The organism is Pseudodesulfovibrio sp. 7M6, assembly GCF_050058625.1.
GTDB lineage: Bacteria > Desulfobacterota > Desulfovibrionia > Desulfovibrionales > Desulfovibrionaceae > Pseudodesulfovibrio > Pseudodesulfovibrio salinus.
The window spans coordinates 384,937-407,527 of sequence record NZ_CP188816.1 but is presented as its reverse complement, the minus strand read 5'-3'; the positions used below and the strand labels follow the sequence as shown (position 1 = coordinate 407,527).

18 protein-coding genes are annotated in these 22,591 nt (G+C 60.3%); 5 read left to right on the top strand and 13 right to left on the bottom strand.

What is annotated here, in order from left to right; genetic code table 11:
* Nucleotides 1–41: 41 nt before the first annotated feature.
* From ACI0FG_RS01825 to ACI0FG_RS01770, 12 genes are all read right to left on the bottom strand, one after another.
* Entirely contained in the window at nt 42–1,571 is a 1,530-nt protein-coding gene (locus tag ACI0FG_RS01825) for an ATP-binding protein (RefSeq protein WP_419786851.1), read from the bottom strand.
* A 36-nt stretch (nt 1,572–1,607) separates the two neighbouring features.
* On the bottom strand, nt 1,608–2,033 hold the full coding sequence (locus tag ACI0FG_RS01820; protein WP_419786850.1) for a response regulator: 426 nt from the start codon (nt 2,031–2,033) through the stop codon (nt 1,608–1,610).
* A gap of 12 nt (nt 2,034–2,045) precedes the next feature.
* Nucleotides 2,046–2,969, bottom strand: a complete 924-nt coding sequence (locus ACI0FG_RS01815) for a sensor histidine kinase (RefSeq protein ID WP_419786849.1) — start codon at nt 2,967–2,969, stop codon at nt 2,046–2,048.
* Complete coding sequence (locus tag ACI0FG_RS01810; protein WP_419786848.1) at nt 2,966–3,364, bottom strand: response regulator; 399 nt, start codon at nt 3,362–3,364, stop codon at nt 2,966–2,968. Before ACI0FG_RS01810 ends, ACI0FG_RS01815 begins: the two co-directional genes overlap by 4 nt.
* The gene (locus ACI0FG_RS01805) at nt 3,352–5,037 is read right to left on the bottom strand and encodes a sensor histidine kinase (protein ID WP_419786847.1); all 1,686 of its coding nucleotides are present in this window, start codon (nt 5,035–5,037) and stop codon (nt 3,352–3,354) included. Before ACI0FG_RS01805 ends, ACI0FG_RS01810 begins: the two co-directional genes overlap by 13 nt.
* The gene (locus ACI0FG_RS01800) at nt 5,034–7,628 is read right to left on the bottom strand and encodes a PEP/pyruvate-binding domain-containing protein (protein WP_419786846.1); all 2,595 of its coding nucleotides are present in this window, start codon (nt 7,626–7,628) and stop codon (nt 5,034–5,036) included. Before ACI0FG_RS01800 ends, ACI0FG_RS01805 begins: the two co-directional genes overlap by 4 nt.
* A gap of 17 nt (nt 7,629–7,645) precedes the next feature.
* Nucleotides 7,646–8,032 (bottom strand): response regulator, encoded by a 387-nt coding sequence (locus ACI0FG_RS01795; protein WP_419786845.1) that lies wholly within the window; start codon nt 8,030–8,032, stop codon nt 7,646–7,648.
* A 122-nt stretch (nt 8,033–8,154) separates the two neighbouring features.
* Nucleotides 8,155–8,700, bottom strand: a complete 546-nt coding sequence (locus tag ACI0FG_RS01790; RefSeq protein ID WP_419786844.1) for a YIP1 family protein — start codon at nt 8,698–8,700, stop codon at nt 8,155–8,157.
* A 19-nt stretch (nt 8,701–8,719) separates the two neighbouring features.
* Nucleotides 8,720–8,869 carry a hypothetical protein gene (locus ACI0FG_RS01785; protein WP_419786843.1) on the bottom strand — a complete coding sequence of 50 codons (150 nt, stop codon included), beginning with the start codon at nt 8,867–8,869 and terminating at the stop codon, nt 8,720–8,722.
* Between the two features lie 80 nt (nt 8,870–8,949).
* Nucleotides 8,950–10,800 (bottom strand): SLC13 family permease, encoded by a 1,851-nt coding sequence (locus tag ACI0FG_RS01780; RefSeq protein WP_419786842.1) that lies wholly within the window; start codon nt 10,798–10,800, stop codon nt 8,950–8,952.
* Between the two features lie 26 nt (nt 10,801–10,826).
* Complete coding sequence (locus ACI0FG_RS01775) at nt 10,827–11,726, bottom strand: response regulator (RefSeq protein ID WP_419786841.1); 900 nt, start codon at nt 11,724–11,726, stop codon at nt 10,827–10,829.
* A gap of 17 nt (nt 11,727–11,743) precedes the next feature.
* Complete coding sequence (locus ACI0FG_RS01770) at nt 11,744–12,181, bottom strand: response regulator (protein ID WP_419786840.1); 438 nt, start codon at nt 12,179–12,181, stop codon at nt 11,744–11,746.
* 316 nt (nt 12,182–12,497) lie between these two features.
* On the opposite strand from ACI0FG_RS01770, the gene ACI0FG_RS01765 reads away from it, so the two are divergent.
* Nucleotides 12,498–15,548: a hypothetical protein gene (locus tag ACI0FG_RS01765; RefSeq protein ID WP_419786839.1), complete on the top strand. Its 3,051-nt coding sequence runs from the start codon at nt 12,498–12,500 to the stop codon at nt 15,546–15,548.
* Here the strand turns inward: ACI0FG_RS01765 and ACI0FG_RS01760 are convergent.
* Nucleotides 15,545–17,239, bottom strand: a complete 1,695-nt coding sequence (locus ACI0FG_RS01760; RefSeq protein ID WP_419786838.1) for a sensor histidine kinase — start codon at nt 17,237–17,239, stop codon at nt 15,545–15,547. The genes ACI0FG_RS01765 and ACI0FG_RS01760 overlap by 4 nt on opposite strands.
* A gap of 224 nt (nt 17,240–17,463) precedes the next feature.
* Here ACI0FG_RS01760 and ACI0FG_RS01755 point away from each other — a divergent pair, with 224 nt between their 5' ends.
* The 4 genes from ACI0FG_RS01755 to ACI0FG_RS01740 all read left to right on the top strand — a co-directional run bounded on the left by ACI0FG_RS01755 (nt 17,464) and on the right by ACI0FG_RS01740 (nt 22,501).
* Nucleotides 17,464–19,986, top strand: coding sequence for a sigma 54-interacting transcriptional regulator (locus ACI0FG_RS01755; protein WP_419786837.1), 2,523 nt, complete (start codon nt 17,464–17,466; stop codon nt 19,984–19,986).
* A gap of 134 nt (nt 19,987–20,120) precedes the next feature.
* Nucleotides 20,121–20,579, top strand: a complete 459-nt coding sequence (locus ACI0FG_RS01750; RefSeq protein ID WP_419786836.1) for a deoxycytidylate deaminase — start codon at nt 20,121–20,123, stop codon at nt 20,577–20,579.
* Nucleotides 20,551–21,687 (top strand): bifunctional diaminohydroxyphosphoribosylaminopyrimidine deaminase/5-amino-6-(5-phosphoribosylamino)uracil reductase RibD, encoded by a 1,137-nt coding sequence (gene ribD, locus ACI0FG_RS01745; RefSeq protein WP_419786835.1) that lies wholly within the window; start codon nt 20,551–20,553, stop codon nt 21,685–21,687. Before ACI0FG_RS01750 ends, ribD begins: the two co-directional genes overlap by 29 nt.
* Before the next feature lie 49 nt (nt 21,688–21,736).
* Nucleotides 21,737–22,501, top strand: a complete 765-nt coding sequence (locus tag ACI0FG_RS01740; protein ID WP_419786834.1) for a substrate-binding periplasmic protein — start codon at nt 21,737–21,739, stop codon at nt 22,499–22,501.
* The last annotated feature ends 90 nt before the right edge of the window (nt 22,502–22,591 follow it).

Below are 22,591 nucleotides of genomic sequence, written 5' to 3'. Positions count from 1 at the left end.
CTGCGATAAAACGAGAACAGCGGAGGACAAGTACAAGAAGGCTACATCCCTGCGGACTTGGAGCCTCCGTCAGGGATGTCCAGGCTAGGACAGAAGAAGAGCGACACAGTGGTGCCCTGCTTCGGCACGCTGGCCAGCTCCACGTGGCCGCCGCACTCCTCCACAATCTTCTTGATCATGGCCAGCCCGAGTCCGCTCCCATCTTCCTTGGTGGAATAAAAGGGATTGAAGACCTGATCCAGTTCGTGCTCGCTCATGCCTATACCGCTGTCCCGGACGCGAATGACAACCATGGCCTGCTCCATGGCCAGTTCCAGGGTGATGGAACCGCCTTCCGGCATAGCCTCGATCGCGTTCTTGATAAGATTGACCAGACACTGCTTGATGGCATCCTGGTCGCCCTGCACCGTGGGCAGGGGAACTGCCGGAGAGAGGACTTCCACACGGTATCCCTGCTTGCCGTAGCCGATATCCATCAACTCGGCCGCATCGCTGCACACGGCCAAGATATCCACCCGCCCCGCCGGAGCGTGCGAGGGCCGCGCGAAGTTGAGCATGTTGGTCAGCATCCGGTCCAGGCGCATGGTCTCGCTGGCGATGATCTGCACCTTCTCCCGCTCCTTTTCCCCCAGGTTGGACGACTTGAGCAGGGAGTTGGCAAACCCGCCCACGGCAAAGAGAGGGTTGCGGATTTCATGGGCCAGATAGGTGGACATCTCGCCGATGATGGCAAACTTGTCCCGCTGTTGCTGGTACTTCTCGCGATGGGTGCGTTCCGTAATGTCGCGATGCATGACCATGACGTGGGTCATGTGCCCGCGCATGTCGAAGATGGGATAGGCGTACAGCCGATAGTACTGGAGCAGTCCGCTGCCGTTGACCCGGGTAACCAGGGTCTCCTCCTTCTCCCCGCTGCGCAGGGTCTTGTGGAAGGGACAGACCGGGTCCAGGTGGCTGCAAAAGACCGAACCGTCGCGCAGGCGGGCGCCATGCCAGCACGGCTTGCCGAGCAGGCTCTTGCGAGAAACCCCGGCCCGCTGCCAGACGATGCGGTTCACGTCCACCACGTTGCCCGCCTTGTCGAGCAGGAAGATGTCCTCACGGATTTCATCGATGATGGACTGGATCAGGGTGCGCTGATGGTCCACTTGGCTCAGGAAGTTCCCCTTGACCAAGGCCATATCGTGCATTCCGCAGAAAAATACCACCTCGCGATGATCCATGAGCGAGACTGTTTCGGGCAGGGCTGCCCGCACCTCCTGCAACACCCGTTCGTCACAGGTAAGCTCCACCACGAGATTGATCTCGGGATGCTTTTCGAGCATCTCCCGCCAGGAATCGTAGAGCGGGCAGCCCGGCTCCACCAACCCGGCATCCGCCCGGCCCGGGTCGAGCCCGCTCACCGCGGCCAGCCGCATATCCGGCAGGAACTCCCGAAAGGCTTCATTGTATATGATATCCAGCAGGACCTTGAAGGCCGGGCCGGAACCGATGATGCCCACGATGAACGGCCCCATGGAACCGTTCCAATAACACTTGCCCAGATTTTCGTAGCTGAATTCGTCATTCATGCGGTTTCTCCTACGGAATCCTCCTGCGAAGACCGGTTACTTGTCGCCGTAGCCGAGCAGGTCCGCGACCTCGATCTCCTCGTTGCGCAACCGCTTGCTCTCCGCCGCCCGCGCCACGCACTGCAATATGTCGCTCATCGCAGCGGGCTTGAGCAGATAGTCGAAGGCCCCGCGCTCCAAAAGCTTGGTGGCGTCGGGCACGGAAACGTGGCCGGTGAGGCAGACGACCTCCACATCCACCCCGCGCTGCCGTATCTTGAGAAAGGTATCCTCCCCGGACAGGCCGGGCATCTTCAGGTCCAGCAGGACCACGTCGAACGGTTCCGCCCCCAGCTTGCGCAGTGCGGTCTCGCCGTCCGGGGCCTCGTCCACCGTATGCCCCGCCTTTTCCAACAACCGATGCAGGGTGTGCCGAAACCGCTCCTCGTCATCCACCACGAGCACTCTTGCCATTGTCTGCATGTCGAACTCCCGTTACCTCGTTATGGGGATACAGACCGTAAAGGCCGCTCCCTCCCCCTTCTCCGACCGTACCGCCATGTCGCCGCCGAGCTGATTGACGATGCGCAGGCTCACGGACAATCCGAGGCCCGTTCCCTTGCCCGGCTCCTTGGTGGTGAAGAAGGGATTGAAAATTCGCGCGATATCTTTCTCGTCTATCCCCGGGCCCGTGTCGCGTACCTCCACGCAAACCCGCGTATCCTCGACGCTGGTGGTCACGTAGAGATAGCCTCCGCCCTGCTCCATGGCCTGTACCGCATTGATGAGCAGGTTAAGAAAAACCTGCCGGAGCAGCGGCGGGTCGGTCTGGACCGGAGGCAGATTCGGGTCAAAAACCTTGATTATCTCCACGTTGCCCGGGCCGCCGCCCCGCTCCAGCAGGTCGAGCATGTCCTCCACCAGCCGGTTGATGTCCGCCATCTGGGAGATGGGCACCCGCTGGCGGGCGAAATCCAGCAGCTTGTGGGTAATGTCCGAACACCGCTCCACCTGTCTGAGAATGACGTCCAGGCTCTCCTTCACCTCGTGCAGGGCCTGGGGACCGACATCCATCTCCAGGTCCGCGCGCACCAACGCCGCCTCCTGCATGATGATGTTCAGCGGATTGTTGATCTCGTGGGCAATACCCGTGGATATCTCGCCAAGGGCCAATATTTTTTGAGACTGAATGAGCTGGTTTCCCAGCTCCGACTGTTCATCGCAGGCTTTCTGAATGCGCTCCGCCACAAGGTGGAAAAGCAGCCACATGCCGATGGCCGCCCCCCCCGCACCAGCGGTCACCAGGACATCGCAATGCACAAAGGGCCGTCTCCAGATGCCGTAGGTCAGGGCAAGCAGGACGACCGGAAAGATATATTGCCCCACCCGAAGCAGGCGGCGCGCACGGCAAAGGGTCATGGCCGCTCCTTCTCGCCCTGCTTGAGACGGGAGCGCTCGCAGGCCGCGCGGATGCGGTCAAGCAGGTCATCGATGTTGAAGGGCTTGAGCACGTAGTCGTAGGCGCCATGGCTGATGCCCTCTATGCCGGACTGCATCGAGCCGTGCCCCGTGAGCATGATGACCTCGGTTTCCCGGTGCCGCTTGCGGATCTCCTTCAGGGTCTCCATGCCGCTCATGCCCGGCATTCGCACGTCCAGAATGACCACGTCCGCCGAGTTGTCGGCCAGGTACTCCAGCGCCTCGCGGCCGCCGGGAGCCACGGCCACCTCGACGTTCCGCTTTTCAAGACGTCGCTTGATGAGCTTCAGGAAATCGGTTTCGTCGTCGACAACGAGGACTTTTACTCTATCCATGACTCCTCCTGGCGTCCGGGAATGGCGACGTGGGTCAGCGGCAGAGTGATGGTGAAGGTGGTCCCGACGCCACGCTCGCTGCGCACATCGATATCCCCGCCGAGCTTTTTGAGCGTACTGTAGACGATGGAAAGCCCCAGCCCGGTTCCCTCTCCGGTGGGCTTGGTGGTGAAGAAGGGATCAAACACCCTGGAAAGATTCTCCGGGGCAATGCCCTCTCCGCTGTCCGCGATATCCAAGAGAACGGTATTGTCCCCCGATCGCGTCGATACTTCGATAACGCCGTCCTGCCCGATGGCGTCGATGGCGTTTTCCAGCAGATTCAGAATGACCTGCTGCACCTGGTTTGCGTCCGTGGTGATGAGCGGCAAGGCCTGATCGAACAGGCACTTCACCTCGATGTTGCGGTGGCGGCTTTCGTTCTCCAGAAAAGAGACGGTCTGGCTTGCGAGCATGTTCAGGTCCACATCCTCCTGCAACGGCTCCATGCGCCGGGCGAACCCGAGCATACGGTGCGTGACCGTCCGCGCCCGTTCCACATGGCGCTCTATGTCGTCGGTGGCTTCCTGCAGGTCATCCACGGCCGAGGACTCGCCCAGCTCACCGTCATTGATGATGTCCCGAATCCACCCCGCGCTCTCACGGATGATGGAAAGCGGATTGTTTATCTCGTGGGCAACACCCGCTGCCAGCTTGCCCAACGAGGCCATCTTGTTGGACTGCATGACCGCCGCGTCCATGGCCGCGCGCGTCTTGTCCGCCTTTTGCAGCCGCTTGACCACCGACCCCACGGACAAATAGGCACCGGCAAAGATCATCAGGGCGCAGACCAAAAACAACGCAAAGATCAGCGAACGGGCCCGAAGCAGGGGCGAAAGCTCCTCCTGCGGATTCTCGATGACCACCAGCCGCCAGCCGGTGTGCTTGAGCGGGGCTATTCCAGCCATCAGTTCGTCCCCGCCTCGCTGCCACCGGATGACATCCACACCGCCGGAGGGCTGGTATTCGGGCAGATCCGCCGCCCCGAGAATCTTGCCGCCAAAACGCGACGGTGTCTGGAGCACCCCGGCACGGTTGATGAGATAGGCGTCGCCCGTTACGCCGCTCTGCACGTTGCGCACCAGCCCGGTGAAGATGTCGGAATCGATGGTTGCCCGAAGTATCCAGGTACGGCCGCCCTCACGCCGCTTTACCGCGATGATGAAGTGCGGGAAATTGCGGAACCCCATGAACACGTCGCTGATGTAGAGTCCCTTGATCATCACCTGATGGAACCAGGGCTCGTCCTTATAGTTGGCTTCGCTCAGGTCAAAGGGACCGCTATAGGCAACATGACGGCCATTCTGCCCAATAACACCGAGATCGACGATGGAGGGGCTGGCCGCGTGCACGGTGTCGAACACTTTTTCCAGGGCTTGCTGATTCCCCAGAGTGCCCAGGGTGTGAATCCCCGCCACCATCTGAAGCTGTATCACCCGCTCGGTCAAAAAAACGTCCAGAGCGTCGGCCTTGTTACCCGCCACCAGCCGAAGATTGCTGGTCAGCTTGTCGCCGTAGGCATCCCGGAACTCGGAATCGATAACAAAGCCGAGGGCAAAGAGCGGGACCAGCGAAAGCACCAGGGTGAGCAGCATCAGGCTGAGGCGCAGCCGGGTATAGGAGGTGTCGGTCATGGCTCACCCGCCTGTGGCCGGACAATTTCCGGCAGGTTTTCCAGAACCGTCTCGATATCCTTGGCGAACTTGGCCCGGTAACGATCTCCCACGGCACGATCGGCCATGGCCATGTCAATCTGCCGGGTATGCATCAGCAGATAACCCATGACAGCCATGGATTGCTCCACCGCCCGCCGGGCCACGCCCTCGATGCGGGCGTGCAGGGCGTCTTCCCGCGCCTCGACGATGAAGCCGTGACGATCCAGGACCTCGGCCACCAGCCCGATGCGCACGCTGCGGCGGCTGATATCCGCACCACCGCCACGGTATTGGAAGAGCGCGTAATTGGCCGTGGGATCACTCCCGGCAAAGCCCTCCACGGTACAGAAGTGGAACCCGAACCGGGATTGCAGGTTGCAGTAGTTGCGCCCCACGATGAAATAGTTGCGCCGCCCCATGTCATTGGCAACGCCCGGCATCAATGCCGGATTCTGCGCCGCCTGGGTGACCACGGACATGAATCCGCTCACGCTGGCCGGTGGCGGGCCATCCCACGGGATGACGGTCATGCCGTGCCACAGGGCGAGCATGGGACCGGAGCGCACGTTGTCCAGAGAGATATACCCCTCCTCCTCGGACTCGGCCGTGCCGCCGCCGATATCCACCAGCCAGTACTGCATGGGCAGCTCGCCCTTCAGCTTCCGGGCATTGGCTGTGGGTTGCCCGGCACCGGAAAACATCTCCTGCACGGCCTTCTCATGGCAGTAGCGGGTGATGTCGTGCAGGGACCGGCAATTATCGGGCTTGAAGTCCGGGGATTCGGGATCGGTCAAATTGAGAGGTGCGACAAATGGCAGCAGGCGCCGCAGGGCATGGACGACGTCATTTTCCCGTGCAACCCCCTTGCGCGTACCGGCGGCTTCGATCCGCTCGCGGCGGATTCCCAGGTAGACGGTGCCGTTCCGGGCATCCACCGTGACCGCGCTGACGCCTGAGAGACGGTCCACCGCCCCGGGCGCGCCGATGAGCGCCGGAACCGAGAACTCCCGCGCCACATTGGCGAGGTGACTGGCCGGGCTGCCGAACTCCGCGACCAGCGCGGCCGCGCGCGGCAACAGCGCCGAAAGCTGCGGCCTGGCGTTTCGCGTCAGGAGCACCGCACCATCCGGGAAGTCGAGCATGTCCTCATCCGTCTCCACGCGGAACACGGTTCCACCGGCCACTCCTGGGCTGGCGGGCACAGCCGACGTCAATATGGCAAAAGAAGCGTCCGCGTCATTTTCGGCATGGCCCGGTTCACACTCGTCGGTACCAACGGCCAAGGGACGGCATTGCAGATAGTAGACATGGCCATCGGCCCCAAGGGCCCACTCCACGTCCTGCGGTCCGCCGAAATATCCTTCAATAGCCAGCCCGTTCCGGGCCAGTTCGACAACCAGATCCTCACCGATGGCAGGCAGGGCACTCCGCCCCTCGCCCAGCTCCCTGCGAATGATGGACCCGCCGGGACCAACGCTGTGTTCCCACTGCTTGTCGGCGATTTCGGCCCTGACGACCTCCAGCGAATCACGGTTGACGATCCAGGTATCGATAAGCGCCGATCCATCCACCACCGTACATGGCAGGCCGGGCGCGGCCGAAACCAGTACGCCCTCCCCAGGACTTGCAGGATTGCGGGTATAGACCACTCCGCCAGCCGTGGCGTTCACCATCTCCATGCAGCCCACGCACATGACCACGCCGTCCTCCCGAAGGCCGCGGTTGAACCGATAAAGCATGGCGGTGGCCGAGTACATGGAGGCGACCACACTGCGGTACGCTTCGGCCACGTCGTCCGGCCGCACACCGAGCACGGTCAAGAACTGCCCGGCAAAACTGGCTTCCTCGGAATCCTCGCCCAGGGCACTGCTGCGCACGGCCAGCCGGACATCCTTTCCATCCAGGCCGAGCCGGGCGCATTCATCCTCAATGGCCTCCTCCAGTCCGGGAGGAAAAGCCGCCATGTCGATGGCCCGGCGGATATTCGTCTCCAGGTCACGCAGTTCGTCCAGCTCGCTGCTGTCCGTAATCTGGATGAGCCGATTGATTTCGTCGTCCAGCCCGGCGTGTTCCATGAAACGGCGGAAGGCCGATCCGGTAATGGAGAATCCGCGCGGAATGCGCAGGTCGAGAACCAAGGCGATCTCGCCAAGCAAGGCCATTTTGGAGCCGGTTTCGGGCATGGCCCCGGCACGCACGACGTCGAGCCCCAGGGTCAGCGGGCCGGTGGGCCGGTCCGTCCGGTGCACCAGCGCGGTTTCCATTTCCATGACGATGCGGTTGAACACATCCTTGAGTTCGTCATATTTGCCGGGGCACATGCGGCACAGCCGCTCTATCATGCCCCGTACGGCGGCCGCCGTACGCAGGCTCGATGCCCGCACGTGGGCCATGCCGAAGGTGCCGCCGGATTTGGCGTCCACGGACATCTCACCCATACGCTCCAGCGCCTCGTTATTTGCCGTGAGCAGCAGGCGGAAATTCTCGGACTTGGCCAGGAAACGGGCCGCCGCATCGCCGTCGCCGGGGGTGCGCCGGGTCAGATTGAAGATATTGCGGATGATGGCCATGGGGTGCCTCCCTCCTCTCAGTCGGTTGAGGGCAGGCGTCGCGCCCGCACCGCGTCCAGCACCTTGAAATACAGTTCGTCCGTGCCTACCGGCTTGAGCAGATAGTCGAAAGCTCCGTTCTCCATGCCCTCGATGAGCGCCTTGGAGTTGGCATGGCCGGTCAGAATGATCACCGGCAGATCGGGGTGCTGCGCCTTGATCCGACGCAGGGTCTCCAGCCCGCTCATGCCCGGCATCATCACATCCATGATGACGACATCGAAACGGCCGGACCCTATCTTTTCCAGGGCCTCCTCGCCGCTCGTGGCCGACTCTATCTCCGCGTTGCGCCGGGCGAACCTGCGGGCGTAAACGTGCAGGAAGTCGATCTCGTCATCCACCAGAAGCAATCGAATTTTCTTCATCACAGCTCTCCGGTTTGCACCATGGGGGTCCGGGCCGGGGCCAGGGACAAGCACCCGGCCCGGACTTGGAAGGGGTTAGAAGGAAAAATTGCGTCACATTGAGGGACGCGGGAAAACCCCGATTATCGCAGGAGCGGTTTCAACTCCTCCACCACAGGCGCGGCGGTCCAGAAGAAGAGCAAGATCAGAAACGCCGTTATCAAGATGACCAGCGCAGCCTTGAACTTGCCTATTCCGGAGGCCTTGACCAACCCCACGCCCACCAGCAGGGCCCGGACAGGCTCCATGATGATGGCGAGGCCGGGAATCCAGGAGATGACCATGACCGTCCCGCTGGCATAGGCGTAGATATTGAACACCTTGGCAAAAGGCACCTTTTCGGTACCGGTCATGCCGAGCAGGATAAAGGTGAGCGCGGCTCCGAAGGCGGGCATGAAAACGGCGTTGAGCATCATGATGACGCCCATGGTGACGGAGTTTTCAAAAAAGTAGGTCATGCTGGCCGAGCAGTAGAACAGCCCGGATATCATGAGGAAGATCAGCGATCGCCGCATCCCCTCCTCCTGGGCAACCCCCTCGAAGAATCGGGCGGGCGACCGCATGATGTTGATAAGGACCTCAAAATATTCCCTGACGTTCATCTTACCGGTTGTGCACGTGGATTCCATTTCCCCTTCCTCCCTGTGCTTAATTGATACCGGTGGCGTATTCGACTACTCCCCAGACCAGCATGGCCATGGTGAGCAGAAACAGGATTCTTCTCTCGGTCTTCTTGCTGAAATAGGTGACGCCGTTCTTGTGGACAAAGGCACGTTCCCTGTTTTCGCTGCCGTTCATGTCGTTTCCTCCCTTTTGGTTTTGCCCGGCGGCCCGCCATAAGCGGACCGCCGGGGGTTAGGGGTTAGGCTTGGGGGGTGCTAGAATCCTGGTAGCGAGCCGAATCCTATGTTGGTCCAGTATACCGCCGTCAGGATGATGACGATGATGTTGGCGACGAACCACATTGGGACACCGACTCGCAGATAGTCCTTGGGCTCAAGATAGCCGGAAGCATAGACGATGGCGTTCGGCGGCGTTCCGATGATCAGGCAGTAGGCGAAGGAAGACGCCACTGCGGTGGACATTGCCATGAAGGGCAGGAACGTGGTGCCGGGGTGCACGATGCTGGCCATGTTCAGGGTGATGGGACCGACTGCGGCGGCTGCCGGGCCATCGGCCATCAGGTTGGTCAGCACGGCGGTCAGGCCGTTGGAGGTGAGCATCAGCGGCAGGCCGTGGTCCATGCCGAGCGGGGCCAGCAGGTCGATGACGGACTGGGCCAGCCAATAGGCGGCGCCGGTCTTGTCCAGGGTGCGGCCGAAGATGATCGCACCCGCGTACAACCAGACAACACCCCAGTCCACCTTCTCCTGATAGTCGCGCCAGTTGACGACACCGGTCAGCAGGTAGGCCACCGCACCGGCGACCGCGATGACGCCGATGCCGAGACGAACGGGGTAGATGCCCATGTTGTAGAACGCCTTTTCAGTGAACCAGCCGTAGACCATGATGACGAAGATGATCATCGCCCAGATCTGGCTGCGGTTCCACTTGCCCATCTTGCCGATTTCACCTTCCAGATGGCGCATGGCAGGAGCCAGGGAGGTGATGCGGGGCTTGAAGAGCATGTTGCAGGCGAGCCAGGTGATGGGGATCATGACCAGAATGAACGGTATGCAGTAAAGCATCCACTGGGCATAACCGATGTCCATGCCGAACATGTCGTTCAGGTAGGTCATCATGATAACGTTGCGGGCACCGCCGGAAGGAGCGCCCGGACCGCCGATGTTACAGGCCATGGCGATGGAGATCATCAGCATCTTGGCCAGTTCCTTGTCCTCAGGCACCTCGTCGGTCAGGCTGTTCTGGTAGAGCAGCATACCGATGGGCAGGAACATGGCGGCCAGCGCGTGGTCGGAGATGAACGCGGCCAGCGGGGTGATGACGATGAAGAAGATGAGCGTGATCCAACGGACGTTGGGCACAGCCAGCTTCTTGAACATCAAGAGGCACATGCGCTTGTCCACGCCGGTCTTGACAAAGGCCGCCGCAAACATGAGCGAACCCATGATGAACCAGACCGCGTCATCCCAGTATAGCCCGGCCACCTGACTTCGGGATACGACACCGGTAAAGACCAGTATCAACCCCATGCAGAAGGCCACGCCGGGCAGCGGGATGCACTCCGTCATGAAGCAGAAGACAACGAAGACGACCATGGCGATGGCGACCTTGATCGACCAGGCACCCTTGTCCGCACTCTTCTTGTCGTTCTTTGACAGATCATTGTAGTTGATGCCCTTGAGGCGCAGGTGATACGCCCCCTTCATCATGTTCAGATACGCATCTTCGGACAGGTTTTCCTTGATGTAGTTATGGGCACGATCGAAGTTAGCTCCGTCCGACGGAATCTTGTACTTCTTGACCCACTTGGTATCACGCTTGAGGAAACGTGCCTTGGAGAGCGCGCCCATGCGCATGTTCTGCTCCATCATGCGTGCAGCGAGAATCTGCCACTGCTCGCAATCGGCGCTCTTCTTCTGGAAAAGCTCCTGGCACAGATAGTTGGTAACGACCTTGGGCCCGACCGAGTACTGGATACCCACGTCCTTCATGCCCTGCGGCGTGGGCAGCATCAAGATCACCGCAAATAGAACCACCGGAAATATGAAGAGCTTCCAGTTGACGTACTTATCGTAACCGGTCGCCTTTTTCTTTGTCTGACTCATGTTTAACCTCTGGATATTTCAGCGCTTCAGCTGGCCGCTATAATCTTGGCGATTTCGTAGAACAGCTCCTGCTCGCGGATAACACCCACGTCCTTGCCGTTGGCCTGCACCAGCATGCGCCGGGCCGGGCCTGCAATCATGGTGTTGGCCACATCCATGAGATTGGCGTTGACGTCGATGAGCGGCAGGGATTCCGACATGAACTCGCTGACAGGCTTGTTCATGATTTCCTTGACGCGCGAGGTAAACAGCCCCTGCCAGAACATGGCGGAGTACTGCAGGGAGTCGGCCATGGACGGCTTGGGCGCGGAGAGATAATCCGGCCGGATACCGTCGATGAGCCCCAGGGGACTGAGCAGTCCGGCGACCTTGCCGTCCAGACCGGTGATCAGTACGGAACGGTGCCCGGTATCCATGAGACGGTCGGTGGCCATCAGATGACGCATGGCTTTTTCCAGCGCCTTGATGGCATCCTTGACCGTGCTGTTCATGGGAATCTGGGTGTAGCGCTCCAGCGGAATCATGATGTCTCCCGCCAGCTTTTCCACGTAGGGCACCTTTTTGGCGTAGTCGTAGGCGTCCTTGATCTTGGCGCCGAGCAGGTCCACGTCACAGGGCTTCGCCAGATAGTCGAAGGCGCCCGTTTCGTAGGCTTTCTTTGCGCCCGGGACATCGCCGTGCCCGGTAAGCATGATGACCGGAAGATCCGGCAACTGAGCCTTGATGAGTTTCAGGGTGTCGTGGCCGTCCAGGCCGCCCATCTTCACATCGAGGATGACCACATCGGGACGTTCGACGAGCTTGTCCAACGCTTCTTCGCCACTGGCGGCCAGGATTGTCTCAAACCCTTTTCGTGCCAGAATTTTCGCAGTGGTGGTGCGAAAGCGTTCCTCATCGTCCACCATGAGGACCTTGATGTTAACCATTGCAACCTCCTTATGTTCTAACGCAAACCACCCTGCCCCTCCGAAGATTCGGCCATTCGGGCAGAGTGGATCTTTTGTTTTTGCCGGGAGACTTTTTCAAAGGCTTCCTCCGCCTTGCGGAGACAATCCTTCATGCTGACAGGCTTGATGAGATAATCGAGGGCACCGAGCTTGAGGCCTTCCACCGCAGTTTCCATGGTGGCGTGGCCCGTCAGTATGATTACCTCTGTGAGGGGGTATTCCTTCTTGATGCGCTGCAGCGTCTCCATGCCGTCCATTCCAGGCATCTTGATGTCCAGGAAGACAACATCCACTTCCTGCGCTCCAAGCAACTCCAGCGCATCCTTGCCCGACGTGGCCGTAAAGGCCGTGATGCCGATCTTGTCGAAGAGCTTCTTCGTCGTGCTGAGGAGCCGTTCCTCGTCGTCCACCAGAAGGATTCTCGGTTGTGTCATAACTTCACCATACGAATTAATTGCAAATTCAATGATTCCTGGCTCAGCATTAGCAACCGGTGTGCCAATTGTAACACGCTGTTTTTTTTAGTTTTATTCTTGCAATAAATCGGGCAAAGCAGCTTTGCCCGATTTGCCCGTTGCAAAAAACAGTTGCGGGAAGCCCACACCCGGACCGATGACGGACGCGAAAAAATCCGATATATATGGAAATACAGGACGAGTAAGTTCCGAATCGGACTGCGTCCTCGACGATATGTGGCAAGGCATGGTTGCTGCATGATGTCGGACGCAACCGTAAAATTGGAGAATCGACGTGACCTCGCCATCGCTCTATTACGACAAAAATGACCACAAGCTGCTTGAAATCCTCAATGACCTCCTGAACCGAGGCATGGACCGTTCCCATTTCAAGACCATTCTCGACCCCTACCTCCGCCCCCATGGCATCAAGGAACTGGCCGCGGAGCCGGGGTTGCGCATCGGCTACGCCATCATGCAGCTGCTCCAGTCACTCAAATCCGAACAGTCGTCCGATCGGATCAAGGCGCTCATAGCCCTGCGCGACGAGACCATGGCCGCCGCCCGCGACACTATGCGCAACAACCGGGCGCGGGCTCTCGTCCAGATCGGCAAGGAACTCATCCGCGCCAAAGGGGACGACGACAAGCAGCTGGCCCTGGCGCACGATTTCCGGAGGGTGGCGCTGGGAAAGGTCGGTTTTCTGCGCCGTCAGTTGAAAAAATATCATCTGCTGGAGATGCCGGAGGAGTGGAACCAGGTCACCTTTGACGACCGGGTGCACGATGCGAACAGCAAGGGGCGCAAATCCGCCACCCACCTGATCATGGACGCCTGGGTCAAGGGCATCCGCCACCTCACCGTTGTCTATTACGACTATATGGAACCGGCCGTGGCCCGCGAACTCTTTGCCGCTGCGCGCATTCTGGATATTTCCATCCGCGCTGGCATAGAATACCGCGCCCTGCATCGGGACAAGCAAGTCAAAATAGTTTGGAGCCCCAATGGGTTGCAGGATGATGCGGACCGCGACGAATTCTTCCGTCAGGAGGGAGTGCAGGACCTGATGCGTCTGGGCCGCGAGATCCAGGCCGAACGGACCCGTTACGTAAAGGACGTGACCGAACAGTTCAACGCGGTACACCGACAGTCCATGTTGCAGGAATTCGGCATCCTGCCCCCGCCCATAGACTACGAGGACGTGGCCAGGGCCATTGGCGCCGGACAGCCCTCGGTCTTTCACCTGGGCAACCACATTCACGAAAAACTGCTGCCCCTTTTCACCGAACGAGTGGCCGTACTGCGCGAGCAGTATGCAAATGCGGACTATGACACCCGTGCGTCCATCGCCATGCAGATGGAAACACTGGACTCCCTGGACGCCGAGACCATAGTGCAGCGCTATCTGGTGCCCAGCGAAAACACGAACATTCCGGACCCGGATGCCCCGAACCGCACGGACGCGCCCGAACTGCTCCGACTCAGCCCGGCGGAACTGACCCTGCGCCTGCGCCACGCCTGCCCAGCCTGCCTGCTGACCCTGATTCTGGCTGACCTCGAGTTGGCCGACGTCATCGAGATTCTTTACTACTGCGCCGGACGCATCTCCCATTTCGAGATTTTCAACATCAAATCCCTGACCGAATTGCAGGTCACGCGCCGGTTGCCCATCAGCAAGCTGCTCCAGGCCATCAACGAGCACAATGCCGTGACCCTCAAGCGGATGATTCACAACTGCATCGAGCAATTGCGCGTTTGCGAGACTCCGGGAGCCATTGCGCAAAGGGTGAGACTGGAAGAAATTCTGACCGACTTCCACCGGTTGCTCGACCGCTACCGCCGCACTCCGCTCAAGGGGGCCATCGGCAGCGGTTCGACAGGGCGTTCCACCCGGACCCACGGCATGGGATTCGCCGTGGTCGAGACACTGCCGCTGCGCTCCCAACGCGAAATCCGGTCCTCTCCCCACTCCAACTGCATCCCCGTGGTCTGCGACGTGGGCTCGGCCGTGGAATTCGTGCCCCCCGTGATGACGCCGGGCCGCAAGAGAGGGCTGTTGAACGCTCTGGCTCAGCTGCCCGGAATCCGTGGCATAGCCTGCGCCAAGCGCAACCGCTGGCGTGTATCCGGGTATCGCATCGAGGACGGCAAATGCGGCAACGTCATATCCCTGGGCGGCATGACCAACGAGGGAAACCGGCTGCAACTCTACGAAGAGCAAAAGGCCACAAAGAAACGCCCTTCCATCGAACGGGTCAACACGACGCTAAAGAACCTGTTCAAAGTCCTTGTGGGCTTCATCCCTGCTTTCCTCACCTTTTATCTGACAAAAGACTGGTGGGTGCTGGCCTATCTGGGTGGCATCATCTGGTTTTCCATTACCGGGCTGCGCAACATCATCCAGTCCGTGCTCGGCGGCGGCGGGCTGCGCCGCTCCTCCTATCTGACGTGGCACGACTACATCGATTGGGAGCGCATCTCGGACTCCCTGCTCTACACAGGCTTTTCCGTGCCTCTGCTCGACTGGCTGTGCAAATCCGTAGTGCTGGACAACGGCTTTGGCGTCACCACGGCGACGGACCCGCTCCTGCTCTACACCATCATGGCCCTGACCAACGGCACGTACATCACGACCCACAACCTGATCCGGGGCCTGCCGCGCAAGGCGGCCGTGGGCAACTTTTTCCGAAGCGTATTCTCCATCCCGGTGGCCTTCGCCTTCAACATGGTCATCAGCTGGGCGCTTGCCGCACACGGGGTCACGGATGTGGCCGCCGTGCTCCAGCTCTGGGCTGCGGTCATCTCCAAGCTGGCCTCGGACTGCGTGGCCGGAATCATCGAGGGACTGGCCGATCGGGGACACAACATCGCCATCCGAAACTGGGACTATACGGAAAAAATCCGGCAGGTCTTCGAGCTGTTTGCCCAACTGGAAATCGCCTTTCCCACTCGGGAGATGCTTGATACCCTGGCCAAGCCCAGTGAATTCATCGAGCTGTCGCGATCCTCGGGCACCAACCATGTTTCCGAGGTGATGGCAAACGCCCTGGACCTGCTCTACATCCGCATGTACAAGCCGCGCGCCCGTGAGGCACTGCGGCAGGCCATGGCAGAAATGTCGAACGACGAGCTCGACGTGTTCCATGCCTCACAGCAGATTCTGGCCGAGGAAAAGGAAGTGGCCATGCTCTTCGTCAATGGCCTGGTGGGCCGAAATTTTTCCAAGGCCCTGTCCTTTTATCTGGTCCGCTATCGCGGGTATCTGGATGAACTGGACCGGGAAACGGCCAACTTCCGGCACCGGCTCGATGATGAACCGATGCCGGAAGCGACCTGCCGCGACTAGCTCCGGGCGCCCGGCACCGTTATGGTAAAGGTGGTGCCCTCTCCCTTTTGGCTCTCCACGGAAAGCTCGCCGCCAAGTGAGTCGATGATGCTGTAGCAGACCGACAACCCCATGCCGGTTCCCACGCCAGGTGCCTTGGTGGTGTAGAACGGGATGAATATCTTATCCATGACTTCCCGGGACATGCCGCTGCCGTTGTCCCTCACCTGGATGACCGCATTGCCTGAGCCGTCGCCCCAGGCCTGCACCTGTATCTCTCCGCCGCTGGCACCGTGCCGGTCGGAAACGGCATAAATGGCGTTGTTCAGCAGATTGATCATCACCTGCTGCATCTGGCCGGGGTCCGCCTGGATGACGGGAACGGAGGGTGCCACCTCGCAGGTCATCCGAATGCCGTTGACCGAGGCCTTGTTCTCGACCATGGCCCCCACCTTGGGCAGATATTCCAAAAGATTGATGGGTTGCAGCTGTGGGGCGTCCTGCCTGCCGAAACGCAATATCTCGCGGGTAATGCCCGCACAGCGGTCGATCTGGATTCGGAACTGATCGGCAACTTCCCGAATCTCGCTGCACAATTCCTCTGATTCCTTCTTGGCGACGAGTTCGTCCACATCCATGTCCAGCAAGGCCAGATCCGCCTTCATGATCTGAAGCGGATTATTGATCTCGTGAGCAAATCCGGCGGACATCTCGCCCAGCTCCGCCAACCGGGCCGCCTGGAGCAGCTGGTTCTCCAGCTTGCCCATGGTCTCGGCCTGCCGCTTGAGGGTATCCACCACCCGGCGGCTGACCACCAGGGCCAGCCAGAGGATGATCGCCCCGCCGCAAAGCAGGATGAACATGACCGTGTACCCGGCCAGGGATGTGGATTCAAAGGCCTCGTCCCGCTTCTGGCGAACAATGAGCCGCCACTTGCCGTCGTTCATGGAGGCCGCGGCAAAGAGGTAGTCCTCGTCGGCCACCTTGCCCATGAAGGTCATGACCCCGCCCTTCTGCTCCGGATAGCCGAAGCCGTCCTTTTCCAGCAGGTCGCCGCCGGACCGCCGCCGGGTCTGAAGCACGCCTTCGTTGTTGAGAATATAAGCTTCGCCCGTTTTGCCGACGCTGATATTTTCCACCACGCGGCCGAAAAGCGCTGAATCCACCGTCGCCCGCAAAACCCAGACCCGGCCGTTCACCCGGCGGGCCACCGCGATGACGAAATGGGGGACATTCCGGTAGCCGAGGTAGACATCACTGATGAAATACCCCTTTTTGACCGTCTCCACATACCAGTCCGCCTTGCTATAATCCTTGCCCGCCAAATCATAAGGCCCCACATAGGCGGCCTGAATGCCGGAGGGGGCAATAAGCCCCATATCACTAAAGGCGGAACCGCTCACGGCACGAAAGGCCTCAACCTCGTCCTGTGCCGTCCTGCCGCCCGCCACCTCGCCGACGACCAGCACATCCGGCTCCGCAAGGGCCAAAAACGACTCCAGATCGTGCCGCCGCTCGTCCAGAAAGCCATTGACCAGCTGGCGATGGTCGGCCGCCGTCTGCCTGATTGCCGAGACCGAGAACCGCTCCGTTGTCTGTACAAAGGAGTAGGAGCCGACCCCCGCAGCCAGCAATAATGGGATGGCGGGAACAAAAAGCATGGAAACGAACAGCAATCTGTGAACGCCGGAAAACATCATGTCGCTTTTCATATCGAGCTGCCTGATTTGTTGCTAAATATTGCCAAAATATTTATAATTAATACAAGTCGTTATAAAATCTAGCAAAATTATCATTAAAACTAAAACTCCCGCCGCAGAAAAAGCAATCATTGTGCCATTTGCACGTTGACATCGGCTTGCAACCCAGCTTACGGCAATTCGTGAGGGAGGGGCGGTTCCACGAACCGTCGGATGCGCCGTGACCGGAGGTCGCCATGAAGAAACGCACGGAATCCCCTCGCCGCAACTTTCACATTCTCCCTGCCTGGCTCACAGCCCGCCTGGGCCTGCGCGGCAAGTTGCTGCTTACACTTCTCCCCTCCCTGACCGTCATCCTGCTGGTTTCGGGATACGCCACCTACAAGGTCTCCGAAGGGTTCATCGACATCGCCATCGAACGGTCCGTGACCATGCACACCATGGCCGTGGCTCACGAGATGGAGCAATTCCTGGACGATTGCCGCAAGGATCTGCTTTTTTTCGCGCAGGGAGCCATGACCGCCGACCAGTTGCGGCAGGATTTCTCCCGACGCGTTACCTCGGGAGGCATCCCCTATCTGGAACTCAGCTACGTTCCCGCTTCCGGCGGCAGCCCCATCACCCTGGTCCGCAAGGGAACCGGCATCGGCGAACTGACCGGGGACAACAATGGCCGGATCAATCCGCCCCCCTTTGGCGAACTGGTCCGGCTGGATTCCCTCAAGCCGGGTGAAGTCAGCGTTTCGGACATCATGGAGATAACCTACCCCATGCCCGAAGCGGATTCCTCCAACCTCCAGGTCAACTCCCACGTCATCCGCTTCTACACGGCCGTTCCCGGAAACGGAGATTCTCCCGCCGGGCTGCTCTACCTTTCGGTGGAAGCCACCCAGCTTCGGAATATCCTCTCCTGGTACACAGCCGACGACTCTCCCCTGTGGGGATTTCCGCGCAGCAATGAACTGCGATTCACCTATTTCCTCAATCCCGAAGGATGGATTCTCTTCCAGTCCGAGGAATTGCAGAAACGGAAGGCCAAACTGGCAACCTATCTGGCCCGCGAGAACTTCAACGGCACCCTCGGCAAATCCGGCCATGGAGCGGCATTCCGCCCCAATACGGAATACCTGCGGTACTGGAACGCGGTGCAGAGCATCAACAAGGGGGAGCACGGCATCCGCATTGTTCCGGACGAACATATCGGCAACTCCGAGGTCAATTCCTTCTACTTCAGCTACGCCCCGGTCTTGTTCCAGGACAAGCCCGGCAACAAGGCCACTGTATTCGGCGGTGTGGTGTTCGTGGACCGCAGCCAGCTGCCTGTCATCGCAGGGTATAAAAACCTGGATGTGATGCTCTACGTCACCTTGTGCGCGGCCGTGCTGGTCTCACTGCTTGTCTATCTGTTCGGCCGCATGTTCACCAAGCCCATCCGGGTGCTGGCCGAGAAAATGAGCGATCTCGACTCCCTGGAAGACATGGAGGAAATGCACCTGCCCTACAGCGGCTATGACATCAACCGGCTCCAGGAATCCATCAACAACATCATCCGAAAAGTGAAGGATCAGGTCCGGGAGATCGAGGTCCGGGACGAGGCCATCCTCAACGTGAACAACCGGGAACGGGCCTCGCTCAAACGGGAACGCGCCGTGCTGGCCGAGGCCGAGGTAAGCCGCATCCCGGAGATCATCGGCCAGGGACCGGCCATATCCGGCATGAAGGTGAACATCCTCAAGGCCGCGCAGGCCGGGGTGGATGTCCTTATTTCCGGCGAGACCGGCACGGGCAAGCAACTGGTGGCCGAGGCCATTCATAATCACAGCAACCGCGCGGAAGGCCCCTTCATCTCCATCAACTGCGGTGCGCTGGATGAAAACCTGCTCCTCGACGCCTTGTTCGGCCACGTAAAGGGCGCATTCTCCGACGCCAAGGACGACCGCAAGGGTGCGTTTGTGGAAGCGGACCAGGGCACCCTGTTCCTTGATGAAATCCAGTCCGCGTCGCCCAAGGTACAGCAATCCCTGCTGCGGGCCATCGCTACCAGAAAGATCAAGCCGCTGGGCAGCGACCGCGAACAAAACGTCGATGTGCGCATCGTGGCCGCAACCAACGTTGATATTCCTTCGCTCATCGAGGAAAAGTCCTTCCGCGAGGATCTCTACTACCGGCTCAAGGTGGTCTCCATCTCCACGCCGCCGCTCAGGCACCACCGGGAAAACATCACCCTGCTTACCGTCTACTACCTGCAACAGGCGGAACAGCTGGCCGGGCGGTCCAACCTCGGCCTGAGCAAGGGAGCGCTGGCCAAACTGACCACCTATGACTGGCCCGGCAATGTGCGCGAGCTGGTCAACTCCATCACCCGCGCCGCCATCATGGCGGAAACCGATACCATTCAGGCGGAGGAAATCCGGCTGGAAAACGAGCTGGAATTCCCGCGTGTGCAACCGCAGGCCGCCGAGGCCGCGCCGCAGCGAACGGTGGACCCCATCCACGACAACAAGGCCAGGGAGCCCATGAACCGCCCGGCGGAAGGATCCGACACCGTGGAGGAGGCACCGCTCAACGAACGGCAAAAATCCGCGTGGCCGGCCATCCTGCGCCAAGGACAGGTGACGCGAAAGGAATACCAGGACCTCGTGGGCGGCAATCTGCCGACGCGAACCGCCATATACGACCTTCAGGACCTTGTCCGGCGCGGCCTGCTGATAAAGCGGGGCAAGGGACCGTCCACCCGATATGAAGTGGATGTCGCCTAGGGATACGGAACTGGTCAGTCTCCGCTCGCAGCGCCCGGACCGTCCGCCCCGGGCGGGTCTGCCGCCGTTTCCTTTCGGCGGCAGACATGATACACCGTGTCCCTTATCTCCACATAGAATCCGTGAGGACGATCATGCCCGATAGACTCCCCTGGCCCGACTATTTCATGCGCATCGCCCATCTGGTGGCCCAGCGCTCCACCTGCACCCGCCGCGCCGTTGGTGCCATTGCCGTCAGCGGCAAGCGCATACTTGCCACCGGCTACAACGGCGTTCCCTCGAACATCGCCCACTGCGAGGAGGTCGGCTGCCTGCGCGACAAGCTCGGCATTCCCTCCGGCGAGCGGCACGAGCTGTGCCGGGGCCTGCACGCCGAGCAAAACGTCATCATCCAGGCGGCCACGCACCATCTGGACCTGACCGGCTGCGACATCTACTGCACCACCAAGCCGTGCATCCTGTGCACCAAGATGCTCATCAACTGCCAGGTGCAAAACATCTATTTTGCCGAGAACTACCCGGACAAACTCTCCGAAGAGATGCTCCGGGAAGCCGGAGTGAACTATGTCTTCATGGAAGGCGACTACGCCTAGCCCCGAATCATTCATGGCACGGGCCGTGGAGTTGGCTTATCAGGGCCGAGGCGCCACGGCACCCAATCCCTGCGTCGGAGCGGTGCTCGTCCACGAGGGCCGGATAGTGGCCGAGGGATGGCACAAGAAATGTGGCGGCCCGCACGCTGAGCGGGAATGTCTGGCCGATGCCCGAGACCGGGGCATTGATCCGCGCGGCATGACCATGTACGTCACCCTGGAGCCGTGCAACCACACGGGCAAGACGCCACCCTGCACCGATGCACTCATTGAAGCTGGCATCGCCGAGGTGTGCATCGGGACCATGGACCCCAATCCCGTGGCCGCCGGTGGCGCGCAACGGCTGGCCGCAAACGGCATCAAGGTCGTCCCACGGGTGTTGCAACAGGAGTGCCTGGACCTTACCGCGGATTTCCGGCTCTGGCAGAACACCCACTCGTCCTTCAACATTCTGAAAATGGCCGCCACGCTGGACGGCAAGATCGCCTCGCGCTTCCGCAGGCCGGAGGCCGTATCCTGCCCGGAATCCTTTGCCCGGGTCCAGGACCTGCGCTCCCGGGTCGGGGCCGTGGTCATCGGCGGCGGCACTTTCCGGGCCGACAACCCGAGCCTCACCTGCCGTCTGGATGCGCTGCCAGAGGACTTCGTTCAGCCCCTTGCCGTCATCGTCACCACCCGGCTGCCTGAGCAGCCGGATAAGTACACCATCCTCCGCGACCGACCGCAGCAAGCCGTGTTCATGACCACACAGGAGGCGGCGCACAGCAAGCTGGCGGACCGGCTCCGCCAGCGGGGCACTTCGGTCTGGCCTCTGTCCGGCACGTCCGGCTGCCTGAGGCTTGCCGCAGGCTTCGAACGCCTGCGTTACGACCTGGGCTGTTACTATACCCTCATCGAAGGCGGCGGCCAGTTGGCCATGCACAGCCTCTCCCAGGGGATTGCGGACGAAGTCGTCCACTTCACGGCTCCGCGCATTCTGGGAGATGACCAGGCTCCGGCCGCCTACTCCGGCAGGGCCAACGTATCCATGGCCGAGGCGACGAACCTGCGCATCATCCGGGTAGAACGGTCGGGAACGGATATGATGCTGACCATGAGGCCTGATTGATCGTCCATATCGTTGGACAAATGCAACATAAAAAGGCTACGTAAATCGTATGGGTCGATTGAGTAGCCAAACAACTGTTTTAACCACGGTACTTCTCGTAATCATCTGTGTGCTCACCCCATTTGCCGCCCATGCGGAATCTTTTGAAGACCTCACGTATCTGAGCGAGGAATACTATCCATTCACCTACCGGGAAGGCAGCCGGGCCAAAGGCTTCTCCGTGGATTTGCTCCGCCGGATATGGGACGAACTCGGTGTGCCGCAACAGCCCGTCGAGGTGCTGCCCTGGGCCAGGGCCTTCGAACGGGCCTGCATTTGTCCGAAGACAGTCCTCTTTGCCGTGACCCGCACACCGGAGAGGGAACCCCTGTTCCGCTGGGCCGGTCCCATCCACAAGGTTCGATTCGAACTCTTCGCAAAAAAATCCAGCCGACTGTACGCCCAGAACTTCGGCTCTCTGGCAGGCTACTCCATCGGTACGGTACGTGGAGATGTGGCCAATACGATCCTGAAGCAAAACTGCCCCAAGTGCTTTTTGGATGCCGTAGCCGACATGCGACAAAATGTCCGCAAGCTCATGCAGGACAGGCTGAATATGGTGGCCTACGAGGGATACTCCTGGCCCGGGCTGATCCGACGGCTCGGCTTTGATCCAGACCAGTTCGAACCCGTATTCCTCATACAAGAGGCTCCGATCTACTTCGCATTCAACATCCAGACCGACCCGGAACTCGTCGAGCGGTTCCAACGGGCGCTGGACAAGGTCAAAGAGTCCGAGTCCTACCGGGAACTGGAAGCGGCCTACCTGCAGTAGCCGATACGTTACGAGTCCTGCCAAACCAGCGGCCCCGGACGGATTTACACCCCACGCGCTCCCTGCTACAACGACTTGCGTTATAGCAAG